Annotated in this window: 16 protein-coding genes, 2 tRNA genes and 1 pseudogene; 8 read left to right on the top strand and 11 right to left on the bottom strand. The window is 36.5% G+C overall.

Features of this window, described 5'->3' with window-relative positions:
• Positions 1-277 precede the first annotated feature (277 nt).
• Positions 278-348: transfer RNA gene (locus HE1_RS05655), tRNA-Cys, on the top strand.
• Positions 349-570: 222 nt separating this feature from the next.
• Here HE1_RS05655 and HE1_RS07675 read toward each other — a convergent pair.
• The 5 genes and pseudogenes from HE1_RS07675 to HE1_RS10495 form a co-directional block, all read right to left on the bottom strand.
• Positions 571-1,377: a cryptochrome/photolyase family protein gene (locus HE1_RS07675; protein WP_162480430.1), complete on the bottom strand. Its 807-nt coding sequence runs from the start codon at positions 1,375-1,377 to the stop codon at positions 571-573.
• 40 nt (positions 1,378-1,417) lie between these two features.
• Positions 1,418-2,002 (bottom strand): deoxyribodipyrimidine photo-lyase, encoded by a 585-nt coding sequence (locus HE1_RS07670; RefSeq protein ID WP_084491167.1) that lies wholly within the window; start codon positions 2,000-2,002, stop codon positions 1,418-1,420.
• Positions 2,003-2,294: 292 nt separating this feature from the next.
• Positions 2,295-2,543: a transposase gene (locus HE1_RS10500; RefSeq protein ID WP_024161288.1), complete on the bottom strand. Its 249-nt coding sequence runs from the start codon at positions 2,541-2,543 to the stop codon at positions 2,295-2,297.
• Between the two features lie 371 nt (positions 2,544-2,914).
• Positions 2,915-3,145, bottom strand: coding sequence for a hypothetical protein (locus HE1_RS09820; RefSeq protein ID WP_242837221.1), 231 nt, complete (start codon positions 3,143-3,145; stop codon positions 2,915-2,917).
• A 151-nt stretch (positions 3,146-3,296) separates the two neighbouring features.
• Positions 3,297-3,533: pseudogene (locus HE1_RS10495) on the bottom strand (transposase); the annotation flags it as partial.
• Between the two features lie 293 nt (positions 3,534-3,826).
• Here HE1_RS10495 and HE1_RS05635 point away from each other — a divergent pair.
• The 6 genes from HE1_RS05635 (at position 3,827) to HE1_RS05610 (ending at position 8,511) form a co-directional block, all read left to right on the top strand.
• Positions 3,827-3,899, top strand: a tRNA-Ala gene (locus HE1_RS05635).
• 22 nt (positions 3,900-3,921) lie between these two features.
• The gene (locus HE1_RS07655; protein WP_006294022.1) at positions 3,922-5,163 is read left to right on the top strand and encodes a lipoprotein-releasing ABC transporter permease subunit; all 1,242 of its coding nucleotides are present in this window, start codon (positions 3,922-3,924) and stop codon (positions 5,161-5,163) included.
• The gene (locus HE1_RS07650; RefSeq protein WP_162480428.1) at positions 5,156-6,580 is read left to right on the top strand and encodes an ATP-binding cassette domain-containing protein; all 1,425 of its coding nucleotides are present in this window, start codon (positions 5,156-5,158) and stop codon (positions 6,578-6,580) included. The genes HE1_RS07655 and HE1_RS07650 overlap by 8 nt, the downstream gene beginning before the upstream one ends.
• A 156-nt stretch (positions 6,581-6,736) precedes the next feature.
• A complete protein-coding gene (lspA, locus tag HE1_RS05620; protein ID WP_161630424.1) occupies positions 6,737-7,213 on the top strand; it encodes a signal peptidase II in 477 nt (158 codons plus the stop codon).
• Positions 7,214-7,248: 35 nt separating this feature from the next.
• Positions 7,249-7,509 carry a DUF3035 domain-containing protein gene (locus tag HE1_RS05615; RefSeq protein WP_035545605.1) on the top strand — a complete coding sequence of 87 codons (261 nt, stop codon included), beginning with the start codon at positions 7,249-7,251 and terminating at the stop codon, positions 7,507-7,509.
• An 18-nt stretch (positions 7,510-7,527) separates the two neighbouring features.
• Entirely contained in the window at positions 7,528-8,511 is a 984-nt protein-coding gene (locus tag HE1_RS05610; RefSeq protein ID WP_035545604.1) for a phosphoheptose isomerase family protein, read from the top strand.
• Between the two features lie 225 nt (positions 8,512-8,736).
• On the opposite strand, the gene HE1_RS05605 is transcribed toward HE1_RS05610, so the two are convergent.
• From HE1_RS05605 to rpsM, 6 genes are read right to left on the bottom strand one after another with little or no spacing between them, the layout of a single operon-like run.
• Complete coding sequence (locus HE1_RS05605; RefSeq protein WP_084491164.1) at positions 8,737-9,687, bottom strand: DnaJ C-terminal domain-containing protein; 951 nt, start codon at positions 9,685-9,687, stop codon at positions 8,737-8,739.
• A 22-nt stretch (positions 9,688-9,709) separates the two neighbouring features.
• Positions 9,710-9,862, bottom strand: coding sequence for a DnaJ domain-containing protein (locus tag HE1_RS07645; protein ID WP_084491161.1), 153 nt, complete (start codon positions 9,860-9,862; stop codon positions 9,710-9,712).
• A 40-nt stretch (positions 9,863-9,902) separates the two neighbouring features.
• Positions 9,903-10,262, bottom strand: coding sequence for a 50S ribosomal protein L17 (gene rplQ, locus HE1_RS05600; protein ID WP_035545602.1), 360 nt, complete (start codon positions 10,260-10,262; stop codon positions 9,903-9,905).
• Positions 10,252-11,289, bottom strand: coding sequence for a DNA-directed RNA polymerase subunit alpha (locus tag HE1_RS05595; RefSeq protein ID WP_006294043.1), 1,038 nt, complete (start codon positions 11,287-11,289; stop codon positions 10,252-10,254). The genes rplQ and HE1_RS05595 overlap by 11 nt, the downstream gene beginning before the upstream one ends.
• Positions 11,290-11,315: 26 nt before the next feature.
• Complete coding sequence (gene rpsK, locus HE1_RS05590) at positions 11,316-11,699, bottom strand: 30S ribosomal protein S11 (RefSeq protein WP_006294045.1); 384 nt, start codon at positions 11,697-11,699, stop codon at positions 11,316-11,318.
• A 19-nt stretch (positions 11,700-11,718) separates the two neighbouring features.
• Positions 11,719-12,087 carry a 30S ribosomal protein S13 gene (gene rpsM, locus HE1_RS05585; protein ID WP_006294046.1) on the bottom strand — a complete coding sequence of 123 codons (369 nt, stop codon included), beginning with the start codon at positions 12,085-12,087 and terminating at the stop codon, positions 11,719-11,721.
• A gap of 359 nt (positions 12,088-12,446) precedes the next feature.
• Between rpsM and HE1_RS05580 the strand changes: the two genes are divergently transcribed.
• The gene (locus HE1_RS05580; RefSeq protein WP_006294047.1) at positions 12,447-13,037 is read left to right on the top strand and encodes an OmpA family protein; all 591 of its coding nucleotides are present in this window, start codon (positions 12,447-12,449) and stop codon (positions 13,035-13,037) included.
• Positions 13,038-13,433: the final 396 nt, after the last annotated feature.

Raw genomic sequence — 13,433 nt, 5'->3', positions numbered from 1 at the left:
CTTGGGCACACCTCGTGAAATTTTTTTCCACATTTTTTATCATTTTGTACCCGCTTTTCCCCCCTACGAAAAAAAACTACTTTTAAAGCACTCCGAACATTCACAAAATTTACATATAATCATTTTTAGAGACTTTTAAAAGACTTCCTTTACCAATTCTAAACAAAAAAGATCTTTTTAGTTAAAGGTTTCCAAAAATTTTTTTTAGGATTCGGCTACTTTTTTGAATTTTTTTAGCCTTGTATTTCATATTTAAATGATGTAAAATTTTTTCGTTGGCCGAGTGGCAGAGTGGTGATGCAGAGGACTGCAAATCCTTTTATACTGGTTCAATTCCAGTCTCGGTCTCTTTAACTAGATATTTAAATTTTTTTGTTTTAGTTTAGGTGCCTAAATTTTATTTATTTAGTGGAGCTTTGTGTTTTTCGAGAGAAAAATTTGGGCTTTAACGTACAAAATCACGAAGTTTTTAAAGTTAAAGCGCTTTTATTAAAAGATATACTATGAAAGAGTATAGAAGAAAATATTTTGCTAGAATGTTTTTTTATTAACTAACGTTTAGTAAAAATCCTAAAGCATTTTGTATGCAGACAATGCTCTTTCCCTAGAAAATTTTAGATCAACAATGAAAGAAGAATAAGAAGAACAGTTAATTTCTGATTTTTGCAGCGCACTACCAAAGGCTTTCCACGGTTCAAATAGGTACTTACTTGGTAATTTTTCCAGTTCAGGAACAAATTTTTTAGTGTATTCCCCTTGACTATCAAATTTTTGTCCTTGTGTAGTGGGATTGAAAATTCTAAAATAGGGAGCCGCATCAGCACCGCTCCCTGCTACCCATTGCCAACTGGCACTATTGTTTGCAAGATCAGCATCAACCAGACACTCCCAAAACCAATCTCTTCCATGATTCCAATGAATCATTAAATTTTTGACTAAAAACGAAGCCACAATCATTCGGACACGATTGTGCATATACCCTGTTTGCAAAAGTTCTCGCATTCCTGCATCAATAATTGGGTACCCTGTATTCCCGCTCTTCCAAGCATGAAAAAGTTCATCATCGGCAGACCTCCAAGGAAATCGATCAAATTTCTCTTGAAAATTTTTCCAAGGAAGTTCTCTAAAATGCGTCATGAGATAGCAAGAAAATTCTCTCCAGATCAATTCACTTAAAAAGTGCTCTACATCTTCTTGATATGCACCAAGATTTTTAAAACTATCCAACCGATAAGCACTGCTTACAGATTCCCAAACTTGATGGGGAGATATTTCTCCAAAATGAAGATTCACAGATAGTCTTGAGGTCTGATTTTTCCCTGGATAGTCTCTTCCCACTTTGTACCCAAACAAATGGTGCTGTAAAAAGGTATTCATTTTTTTTGAGCAGCTTTTTCGCCAAACTCCCAATGTGCTGTTATTTTTTTTCCCAAGATTGACAAGAAATAAGTTTAAAATCTTTCAATTCTGTAAAATTACTATAATCCTTTATTAATAAATTGCTCGTCAGAAAAGTAAGCGGTCTTCTTGGAAGGCAGGAATATACTTTTCTTTTATAGGCACCAAAGACTTTATAATATGATCCATCTTCTTTTTTAATTTCTTTAGGTTCCCACAAATATGATCCATTAAATGTAATACAATTAATCTTTAAATCCCTAAGCTTTTCTTCAATTATCTTATCTTCAATAATCCTCCATGGCTCATAACACCGATTCCAAAATACATTTTTAATATTATATTTTTGAACCAATTGGGTGATGATTTGTTTAGAATTCCCAATGTAAAGATTCAACTTTTCTTCTAAAGATTTATTAAGGCTTTGCAAAGAGTAATGCAGATAAATCTTACTAACACTTCCCATTTTAAATGGTTTAGGAGCCAAATCATCTAAAATATATATAGGCAATACCCCCCCTATTTTACAAGACTCTATAAGCCCAAGATTGTCCGAAAGTCTTAAATCTTGCCTAAACCAAAAAATTGACTTTAATTGATCCATATGTAATAGCCTTAAAAAACTAAAATATCGTGCATTTATCTTTATTTAAATAAAATTATTATTTTTTTAGTTGAAGTTTTTGTTATAGTTACATAAAATCTTTATAAGTCTACAGCAATGATATCATTAAAGCAATGTGCACATATATAAAATATACCTTAAATTAAAAGAACTTATTCTTAGATAAGACACCTCAAAACTGATACCATTTCCCGATACTAAATGGACAAATGCGAAGCGGTGCATATACTTTTCACAATTGTATTTTTTAACGCGCGCACAAACTCGCAAATCACCGCTTCACAGCCCCAAGGGGTTCGTAAATCTTGTTCGATAGGATAGTGTTTTTTATATAGAGCCATAATCTTTCGACCGGGTTAAGCTCTCGTGAATATGAAGGAAGATAAAAAATAGTAATATTGTCAGGGATTTTTAAAGCCTTGGATTTATGCCATCTTGCTTCATCCATGATCAACGCAATTTTATTAGACGGATACTTCTTTACACGCTCAGATAAAAATACATTTATATGTATCGACATTAGGTAAAATCGAGATTAAGTAAAATTAGACTAAAATTACTGCCGTCAAACGTTAACTGCGCTATAAAGATAGAAATTTTGGTAACCGATTTTAAATGGAATTTGTGGCCTGGTACCGCGCTCATAATTCGTGACTTTTGGAATGAGTTCCCAATCTCAATTCATCAAAAAACAATATGTGCGATGGCGTGCACTTAGCTATTTCCCGGCTAATAGTTTTTTTAGAACCTGTATTCATGATTTAGCTAACCTTCTTAATAGGATCATGGAATGGGCTATCATGATCATGTTTCCAGCAGTCGCTAGGGCAATTTCATAATCTTTAGATACCCTTTGCAAATAATTTAGCTATCCTATGTTCTTTCGAAGATTCAACACTTTGGAATTATAGCCCATCCTTGAGATATATGCTCTGAGATTACTATAGTTTTATTCAATATATTTCTTACAAATGCCTCCATGGGGGTTCTATATCCAGCATCTGCACACACTCCCTTTAATGTAGGATATTTTTGCAACATTTCCTTAAAAACTCTGCACCCAGCACCTGTGTCATTGGCCTTATGACCCCTTGATATGGAGCAGATTGCCTTGCCTATCAATCAATACTATGCCGTTTACGTATCTCCCCCCCCCATCTATACCTATTTTTTCTGAGGCTCCTGTGGGGTTAACACTTGTTTTAACACTTAGTGAATGATGCTATAGCTGGGATTCTTACTCCTTTCATACTTAATTCGGCTTGTCTTAACAAAGTTCATGCATCACTTTTTCCCATACCCCCTTAATCCTACATCGTCTATAAAACGAATGTACCGTCGAATATGGTGGAAAATCTTTTGGTAGCATGCGCCATTGACAACCGCTCTTGATTATATAAAACACTGCATTAACAAGCTCTTTTTTGTTGTATTTGCTTCTATTGCCGCTATCAAAATGATGTTTTATCACTTCCCACTCTCTTTCTTTTAAATCGCTTGGATAATTCATCTTCTACTCCTCCAAGCCTTTTATATCACACTTTTTTATTCATGAATACAGGTTCTAAATAAAATTTTTCCTCATTCAGATTTTAAATTTAGATTTTCAGTAATATAAGTTTTAAACTTCTATTCTTATTTGTGTTGTATTAATATAAATAAAAATTAAATATTCGGTCATTTAATATTTATAAATGTAAAATTACCCCCACAACATTGCATACCTTCATTTATTGATCATATAAATTATTTCTAAGGGATCTTTTCTATTTTAACAAAATACGGTATGCTGTCTTCAGGTTCGGGGTTGTAGCTCAGTTGGTAGAGCGCGTCGTTCGCAATGACGAGGTCAGGGGTTCGAATCCCCTCAGCTCCACAGTGAAATTTGGATAGAAGATATGTTAAGATCTCCAGAGTGGTTTATTGCTTGGCGTTATCTGTGGGCTTCCAGAAAAGAACGATTTATTGCAATTATCGCAAGTTTTTCCTTCTTAGGAATTGTTTTGGGAGTAGCAACATTAATTTTGGTCATGTCTGTTATGAACGGGTTTAGAGAGGAGCTCGTTTCAAGAGTTATCGGGTTTAACGGTCATTTACTTCTTTCAGAAGGAGAGAAGTTAAATCAAGTTTTTGACGTTCAAACTAAAGTTGAAAAAATTTCGGGAATAAAATACACAGCCCCTTTAGTTCAAAAACAGATCCTTATTACTTCAGAAAAGGAAGCATGTGGAGCTTTGGTTCAAGGGGTAACACCAGAGGTACTAAAAAAACGTCCCTTGATTTCTGATAATTTGATAGAAGGAGATGTTCAAACATTTTCCAAAGAAGAAAATCAAATTATGATCGGAAGCGGTCTTGCTCGTAAATTAAATGTACATGTTGGGGATAAATTGAAACTAACGACGCCTCAAATGAATTTGACAGCCTTTGGATCATTTCCTAAAACAAAGTTTTTTAAGCTGGCAGCAATCTTTAAAAGCGGAATGTACGAATACGATCAAAATTTTTCTTTTATTTCTTTAAAAGCAAGTCAAAAATTATTTTCCTTAGAGGATTCTGTATCTGCTTTAGAAATTTTTGTAGAAGACCCAGATGATATGGAAAACATTAAAGCTGCGATTAGGGAAAAATTTCCTTTTTTCTACATCCACGATTGGCAACACGTGAATGAAAAATTTTTTTCCACACTTGAAGTACAGAAAAATATTATGTTTCTTATTCTTATGCTAATTGTATTGGTTGCCGCTTTTAATATCATTTCTTGTTTAATGATGTTGGTCAAAGATAAAACAAAAGACATCGCTATTTTGCAAGCATTAGGCGCTAATCGCTCTTTTATTTTAAGAATTTTTTTTTACGTAGGGTCGTTTATAGGAGTTTTTGGAGCTCTGGTTGGTACAGGAATAGGGTTGCTTTTATCTTATCGCCTAGACCGTATTCGTCTTTTTTTGGAAAGTATTTCCGGATATAAATTGTTTAGAGAAGAGATTTATTTTTTGGCTCACTTGCCAAGTAAAGTGAATTTAGATCAAGCACTTTTAGTTTGTGCGCTAGCAATTATTCTTAGTGTGCTGGCCACTTGGTATCCAGCCAGAAAAGCATCTCGTTTAAATCCAATAGAAGGATTGCGCTATGAATAACCATCAAAATTTTGTAATGCGGGTAGAAGACCTTCATTACGCGTATCATTCTTTACCAATTCTTGAAAAAGTAACGTTGTTTCTATCTTCGGGGGAGTGTGTCGGGTTATTAGGACGTTCTGGATCGGGGAAATCTACATTATTAAGTATTTTAGGGTTGTTAATGCCCCCCCAAAAGGGAAGAGTTTTTTTAAGGAACCAGAAAGGATTTGTTGATACAAGATTCTTAAATCATCAACAAAAATCTTATCTGCGGCGTTCTCATATAGGGTTTGTATTTCAATCTCATTGTCTTCTTCCAGAGTTTACTGCTTTGGAAAATGTGATCCTACCCCAGAGGTTGAATGGAAAATCTTTAAAGCAAGCCAGAAGTTACGCAACAACATTGCTAGAATACGTTGGGCTTTCAGAGCGCCTTCATCACAAACCCAGCGAACTTTCAGGGGGAGAGCAGCAACGCGTTGCCATTGCCCGAGCGCTTTCCAACAAACCTAGTGTTTTACTAGCAGATGAGCCTACAGGGAATCTAGACGTTGAATCTGCAAGAATGATTATTCAGTTATTTCACCATGTAGCACAGCATCACAATATTGCTTTGTTTATGGCAACGCATAATGTGGAAAGCCTTAAAAACTTTCACCGGGTTTATACACTGGAATCAGGATTATTGATCCCCGTACCTCAGGAAAAATCAGTCTCAACGGAATCTGTTCCTTTTTCTATAAAAACCGTAAAAAAGGAGCAGGACAATCTTGAGGATTTTATATCACAGTGCGTTTTGCCCTTTTTCAAGAAAAATTGCCTTTGGATTAAAAGAAAAAAGTTAGATTTTGAACACCAATGGGAAACTGTTGGAAAACCTTCTTCCCGACTTTTAAGTTTAAATCCCTGGGGGGAGCTTCCTGTTTTAGTAGACCAACACCTAGTGTGCGTTAATCATTACGTTAGCAGCGAATATTTAGAAGATGCCTACCCTAACCCAGTACTCATGGGGGAAGGCAACGCTTACCGCATAGAGGTAAGAAGATTGGTATCTTGGTTTGACAAAATTTTTTATCAAGATGTTTTTTGGAAATTATTTTATGAGAAAATTTTGAAATGTCAACTGCATCATAAAGCTCCAGACACGCGCATATTAAAAAGCGGATATGCTTTGTTACAAGAACATATGGAGCAAGTTGAGCAACTTACAGAAACTCATCATTTTCTTGCAGGAAAGTATTTTTCTTGGGCAGATATTACAGGAGCTGCTCACCTTTCCTGTATTGATTACATAGGGGATATTCATTGGAAGCTATTCCCTTCTGCAAAAGAATGGTATTGCAAAATTAAATCTCGCCCTGCCTTTCGTCCATTTCTAAATCAAATTCTTTCAGGAGTAGAGCCAGCCTTGCACTATAGTCAATTAGATTTTTAACCCAGAGTCATTGATTATTTTTGTGTAAGTATTTAAAAATATACAGAATTAAAATTTTTGACAATATAAGTAATTTAAAAATTATTCAAACAATATTAGATTTTGATATCGACTTTTCAATATAATTCATGTACTATGTACAAAAATCTTTTTTTTATGAACAATGTCATTCTAAGAAAGTATATGTGGCTTTTTGGAGTTGTTTCAGCAGGAATGGTAGTAGATCAAGCAACTAAGCACTATGTAAAAGGGATTGTTTCAACAGTAAAACGCATTCGTATTTGTTCGGTCTTTAGCATTGTGGAAACCTACAATACCGGTATCAGTTGGGGGTTTCTTTCCAAAACGGGAAAGACCTTTCAGTGGGGTATTTTGGGGTTATCCATGGGGTTAGTTGTTATGTTTTTGCGTATGTTTGCAAATGAAAAACGTCTTTCGTCACAGTGGGCTATAGCATTAATTATTTCTGGCGCTTGTGGAAATATAATTGACAGATTCTTTTTAGGTGCAGTGTTTGATTTTTTAAGTATACACTGGAAAAATTTTAACTTCCCTGTATTCAATGTTGCTGATATGCTAATTAGTGTAGGTTTTATGATATTGCTAAGAGATTATTGTAAATGGAATCGTTAACATATAAAATTTTTTTCAATAGAGCGAGCGCTTTATTGAGTGTTCTTATTTTGACACAGTGTCAAAATTTACAAGAAGCTACGGGACTAAAAAAAACTGCTCCCGACGCCTGGTCTGTTCAACTTCTCAAAGGGTTAGAAATTCCTCCAGGATTTCAAGATATGCCTTCTGATCATCCGGTTCCTGAAAAAATTTCTACTTCGAGTAAAGATAGGGCAAAAGAAGAAAAAAAATTCTCTTCGGATAAAGCAGAACAATCCCTAATGGAACATGTACAGCCTTTTTTGAAAAAATAGCGTACATACAGACGTTTCATGAGAAACAATCCACTTTTTCGACAAGATATGCGACTTGTACTGGATTCAGATATACTAGATTGGTCTTTGTTTCTCAGAAATTATGCAAAAGCAGTTCAAACATTACAAACTCCTATCATACACAGTAAAAAATTTTCCTGTTTTTCGTACCTGTGGTCTAATTCCCATAATTTAGAAGACGATGCAGAACATTTTAAAGAATTTAGAACTATTTTAGTGGCAGGAAGATTAGAAGACCTTGCAGGAACCCAATGCATTGTAGATTGGGTTCAAAACTTTATAGGAAAGCACCACAAATCATTTCCTGAGGTTCATTTTATTTCTCATCCAGACCCAGAATTATTCTGGGAAATGATAGGAACACTAGATCTAGAGCAAACAGGATTTGTTGTCATATGCTCTAATCCTAGCGATTTATTTCCTTATCTTGTTTTATTAAGATGTCTAGAATTCTTAAAGAGTGCGGATTGTAGTGTACAAAAGCACATCATGGTTTGGGCCCCAAAAGGAACTGAATTTCCCTACATTTATCCTATTGTAGAAAGCTTTAGACTCAATATTCAGCACTATTCAGTCTTCACCCCAAAAGGAAGCTCATGCTTTAATGAAATTAGCCTTAGCATCGGAAACATGATAGGATTTCATTTTAATCTTTTTGTGGGAGGAGCAAAAAAAACTTGCCAACAATATTTTCATCATATTCTAAAATCCCCTCTAGAAGGAGCCGCCTTATATACAACATTAAAACAACAATATCCAAATTTATCTCATTGGATATGGAACAACACACGAAATTTTGAACCTTTAGCTCAATGGATCCAATGGATGTGGAAAGATACTTTAGCCCAGAACTATTCTCCGTCTTTTCCAAAGCACATTCTTCACCCTCCCCCATTTTATCTTGGATTCACAACAACTTTCTGGGAAAAAAAAATATCACAGACGTTTTTTTTCCTAACTATTTCCCTAATGAAGATTTAAAACATGCAAAAATCCACCTAAAACAACTTCTTGACCAAGAATTTAAAACAACTTGCAAGGCATTGGCTAAAAACACACATGCAGTACGGATATTTTACATCAAGCAACTCAGCGAAGAAATATTAGGGGCACTGGTTGCTCATTTTTTACTAGAAACCACTCTACTATCCTTAATGGAAACAGAAAGAGCTTTTCCGAACTCATCGTAAGAAAAATTTCAGACTTTTACAAAGTTTTAAAAAAGTTCTTAAGCTTTGCAAAAAATCCAGTAGTTTCAGGAGGCTTATTTTCTTCTTCTTCCGAAAAACTTTGTAAAAGCTCTCGTTGCTTTTGTGTTAATTTTAACGGAACATAAACGTCTGCCTCAATAACTAAATCTCCTCTCCCGGAAGGATAGGCCATCCCTTTATTATGAACTACCGTCTTTTCTTTAAATTGAGTTCCTTCTTTAAAAGTAACAGAAATTCTCTCACCTTCGATAGTAGGAATTTGAACCGTACACCCCAAAGCAGCCTGAGAAATAGAAAGAGGATAATTCATAAACAAATTAGCCCCTTTTCTTCGGAACAAAGAATGCGACTGAATATTAACTTGTATAATTGCATCTCCGCAAGGCCCTCCCCGTTCTCCTACCTCTCCCTCACCAGGAAGACGAATTTGGTTTTCATGCTCTATCCCCGCAGGAACATGAAACTCCAACGCGCGGCGATCTCTCATACACCCAGACCCTCTACACTTCTTACACAAAGCTGCAATATAAGTCCCCGTTCCTTGACAACGCTTGCAGGTCTGTCTAACCATAAAAAATCCCTGAGAAATTCCTACCTCTCCTCTTCCATTACACGCAGTACACTGCGTAACCTTCGCCCCTTTTTCTCCCCCAGTTCCTGAACAAGAATCGCATCGCACGATAGTAGAAAACTCAACAGTTTTATTAATTCCCTTAAACGCTTCCTCTAATGTAACAGAAATTTTTATAAGAACATCACGTCCCTTAGAAACAGCAGACTGCTGCCCTGAAGATCCGAAATTCGAAAAAAAATCCTCAAAAATAGAAGAAAAATCAAACCCTGCTTCTGAAAACCCCTCAAAGCCTCCTCCGCCTGAAGAATTTTGACGAAAGGCATCTGGCCCCATCTGATCGTACATCCTTCTTTTTTTTTCGTCACCCAACACTTCATAAGCTTCTGTTGCTTCTTTAAATATTTTTTTCTGCCTTCTGCTTTTCCGCGCTAGAACTATTCTGATGCTGATCGGGGTGATATTTTAAAGCAAGCTTTCTGTAGGCTTTTTTTATATCCTGAAGAGACGCGTTGGATGGAACACCAAGAACTTTATAATAATCTGCCATGGTCTGATTTCCTTATTAACAAACTATCTTTAAGATACCACTAAGCTTCCACAAATTCAATCAACGCCATAGGAGCAGAATCCCCCTTCCGAAATCCCGCCTTAATAATTCGAAGATATCCACCGGGACGTTCTTTGTACTTGGGGCCCCACTGAGAAACGATTTTTTCACAAGAAGACTTCGACCGTAACGTCGCCATCAACACTCTAAAACGATGAAGTGAAACTTCATTTCTTCCGTAGGTAACCAGACGCTCCACCATCGGACGAACAGCCTTAGCCTTTGGCAACGTTGTTATAATCCTTCCCTTTTGAATGATTTGATTACATAATCCTATTAAAAGAGCCTTTCTTTGATTAGTTGTACGATTAAACTTTTTATGTGCTACATTATGACGCATCGTTCTTCTCCTCTTCCTTTTGAACTTTCTTAGGAGGCCAATTTGGGACATTCATTCCCAACGTTAAGCCCATACTGGCCAAAATTCTTTGAATATCTTGAAAGGATTTACGACCAAAATTTGGTGTCTTCATTAAATCTTGCTCTTTTAAACGCACAAGATCCCCTACATAGGTTACATTTTCTAACTTCAAACAATTTAAACAACGAATAGACAGATCCAACTCAGAAACAGGCTTATAAAAATCCACAGGAAAATGTTCTTTATGCTCAACATCCTCGACAGGCTGTACATCTCCGCTTTTCTGAACAGACTCATCAGAAGAAGGAGCAAGACTAAACACACCAAACTGAGTTCTTAAAATGTCTGCCGCTTCGCTAACTGCTTCATCAGGAGTAACAGAACCGTTAGTTTCCACACGAAGAATAAGCTTTTCGTAATCTGTATTTTGACCAACACGAGCATTTTCTACCTGAAAAGAAACTTTGCGAACAGGACTAAACCAGGCATCAAGAAAAATCTCTGGCTCATTTTTTCTAGGAAAGCGCTCTGAACTTACATACCCTCTCCCCTTTTCAACAGTGAATTCAAAATCAAGCTCACCACCTTGAGTCAAAACCCCCAGAACAAACTCTGGATTGTTCACCTCTAGAGCTTCTTCTTGAGCCAGCATCCCTGCGGTCACTACACAAGGCCCTTTAGCATAAAAAGAAAAAGTCTTCTTTTGATCGAAATACCCTTTTAGATTTAAAGACTTTAAATTCAGAACAAAATCAGTCACATCCTGCATCATTCCCGGAACGCTAGAAAACTCCATATCCGTACTTCGAAATTTGATTCGCGTAATGGCCCATCCAGAAAGAGAAGAAAGAAGAACGCGACGCATAGCACTTCCAATCGTAACTCCGAACCCTTTAGCCAGCGGCTCTACCAAAATCGAACGCACACACCGCGCATCCTCATCCCTCTGAAAAACCTTTTTGTAAGGCTCAATCAGTTCATTCCATCGTTTTTCTGCTTCTACCATCTAAACAACACCTCTACTACTAAGTTTTATATGCGACGACGCTTTGAAGGCTTGCACCCATTGTGAGGTAACCGTGTATCATCTCGAATAGAACAAATCTCAAGCCCTGCACTGCTAAGTCCCCGCACGGCGGCTTCTCGTCCCGATCCTATCCCACATAAAGATACATCCAACCTCTTAACACCATGCAGCTGAACTTTTTTTGCTACGTCTTCAGCTGCCATCTGAGCTGCAAAAGGAGTGGACTGCTTAGATCCCGAATATCCCACAACTCCTGCAGAAGACCAAGCAATAGTAGCACCTTGCATATCTGTAATAGTAATCATTATATTATTGAATGTAGAATAAACGTGTGCTATACCAGAAACAATATTCTTTCTCTTTACTTTCACTTTTTTATTGGAAACCATTGTTATTTACCTTCCTCCCTTATTTCTTTTTACCTGCAATCGCCACTGCTCGACCACGACGTGTCCTAGCATTGGTATGCGTGCGTTGACCACGAGCTGGAAGATTTTTACGGTGACGCAACCCACGATAGCACCCCAAATCCATCAATCGCTTCTTGCTCATCAAATTGTTGTTACGAAGCTCTCCTTCCACTACATACTCTTTATCGATCATTTCTCTGATACGAACAATATCTTTTTCAGACAACTCAGAAACTCTTGCATGATAATCTAACCCCAAAGAGCGACACACCTCAAGAGCCTTAAATCTGCCAATCCCATGAATACATATCAACCCAGAAAGTAAATTTTTTTTTTCTGGTATGTTTACACCTGAAATACGTGCCATATTTTAACCGCTACTACTTACTGGCCTTTATTATAAATATATCCAAAAAAAAGTCAACGGTCTAAATATTTTCTAAGGTGCGCAAGACTTATATCAAAAATATAAAAAATTTTCTACTCAGGGCCCCCATCAATCCCCCACTTACAATAAAAATTGACTAAAATTGACTAATTTAGGTTAAAAACAAGACGTTTTTTCCTTTAAAAATCAAAAAAATTCTGCCCCCCCTCTTTTTTTTGGTAATAAAGCATTGTACGATGAATCCGTAGATGGTTTAAACGCGAGGAACCGTTTGAAATTAGAAGTTTTTTTAAGAACTTTTAGGTTAGGTTCTAAACGTAGACAGAAAAGAGGATGTTATGAACTTAAGACTTTTAGGTGTGTTCGCACTAGGCGCCTTACTGGCTGCTTGTAGTGATGAAACCCCCCAGACTGCAGAAGTTGTTTACCAAGATAAAGGATCTTGCAATATAGAAGGATCAGTTGCGGATTTTAAGAATTGTAAAAAAGATCAAGTATTCTTTGATTTCGATAAGTCCAAAATTTTGGACGAAGAGCAAAAAGTTCCTGCTATGAAAGAATTTTTGTGCAAATACAACAAAAAAGGATCTATCGTAGGACATTGTGACATTCGCGGATCTTCCGAGTACAACTTTGCCCTAGGACAACGTCGTGCTAACGCATTAAGTAAGGCTTTGAAAAGTCAAGGGTTACCTTCAAGCTCCATTTGTGGCGTGTACAGTGTAGGAAAAGAACGCCCTCTTATGGCGGGAAATAGTGAGCAATGTCATGCTTTGAACAGGACGAGTATATTTGTACTTTCTGATTCAGAAGGTGGCATTGCCCCTTCTGCGCCTTCTCCTGTTGGCTCTGATGCTATGATCCCCCCAAAGATTGAAGCAGCTCCTGGTGAAACCCCTGAAGATGCAGCTAACGAGAGTGAAGATTAGTATTCAGGCTCCTTATAAGGGATTTAAAAGAGCATTTAACTAATATTATATTTTGATGATTAGAGGAAAATTAAGATTTTCCTCTTCTAGTTTGGAGAAAATTTTAAAGTACCTTGTGTAAAGCTAAGATAGTGTATTAGTAATGCACAACCGAAGAAAACAAATTTTTATTTGTGATGCATATACACTCATGCTGAATGAAATTGTTTAAAAGTTTAATTTTTATGTGTTAATAATTTTTATTATGCAAAGATTTCTGAAAGAAGAAAATCGTGTTGCGTTAAGAACGCAGCAGATAGGATTACGGCAGTTTTGTTATCAGGGTGGAGCTCATCAAATTGCTTGGGCTCTTCTGATTGCGATCGTAGAAGAGTATAAGGAAGATCAAAAGTCAAT

This window comes from Holospora elegans E1 (assembly GCF_000648275.1).
GTDB classification, from domain to species: domain Bacteria; phylum Pseudomonadota; class Alphaproteobacteria; order Holosporales; family Holosporaceae; genus Holospora; species Holospora undulata_A.
Note: the sequence above shows the minus strand (reverse complement) of the source record. Positions and strands in the feature narration are given on the sequence as shown.

Excerpts from the sequence above, each read along its gene's own strand:
- HE1_RS07675 (WP_162480430.1), bottom strand. The coding sequence starts at position 1,377 with ATGAATACCTTTTTACAGCACCATTTGTTTGGGTACAAAGTGGGAAGA.
- HE1_RS07670 (WP_084491167.1), bottom strand. The coding sequence starts at position 2,002 with ATGGATCAATTAAAGTCAATTTTTTGGTTTAGGCAAGATTTAAGACTT.
- HE1_RS10500 (WP_024161288.1), bottom strand. The coding sequence starts at position 2,543 with ATGTCGATACATATAAATGTATTTTTATCTGAGCGTGTAAAGAAGTAT.
- HE1_RS07655 (WP_006294022.1), top strand. The coding sequence starts at position 3,922 with ATGTTAAGATCTCCAGAGTGGTTTATTGCTTGGCGTTATCTGTGGGCT.
- HE1_RS07650 (WP_162480428.1), top strand. The coding sequence starts at position 5,156 with ATGAATAACCATCAAAATTTTGTAATGCGGGTAGAAGACCTTCATTAC.
- lspA (WP_161630424.1), top strand. The coding sequence starts at position 6,737 with ATGAACAATGTCATTCTAAGAAAGTATATGTGGCTTTTTGGAGTTGTT.
- HE1_RS05610 (WP_035545604.1), top strand. The coding sequence starts at position 7,528 with ATGAGAAACAATCCACTTTTTCGACAAGATATGCGACTTGTACTGGAT.
- HE1_RS07645 (WP_084491161.1), bottom strand. The coding sequence starts at position 9,862 with ATGGCAGATTATTATAAAGTTCTTGGTGTTCCATCCAACGCGTCTCTT.
- rplQ (WP_035545602.1), bottom strand. The coding sequence starts at position 10,262 with ATGCGTCATAATGTAGCACATAAAAAGTTTAATCGTACAACTAATCAA.
- HE1_RS05595 (WP_006294043.1), bottom strand. The coding sequence starts at position 11,289 with ATGGTAGAAGCAGAAAAACGATGGAATGAACTGATTGAGCCTTACAAA.
- rpsK (WP_006294045.1), bottom strand. The coding sequence starts at position 11,699 with ATGGTTTCCAATAAAAAAGTGAAAGTAAAGAGAAAGAATATTGTTTCT.
- rpsM (WP_006294046.1), bottom strand. The coding sequence starts at position 12,087 with ATGGCACGTATTTCAGGTGTAAACATACCAGAAAAAAAAAATTTACTT.
- HE1_RS05580 (WP_006294047.1), top strand. The coding sequence starts at position 12,447 with ATGAACTTAAGACTTTTAGGTGTGTTCGCACTAGGCGCCTTACTGGCT.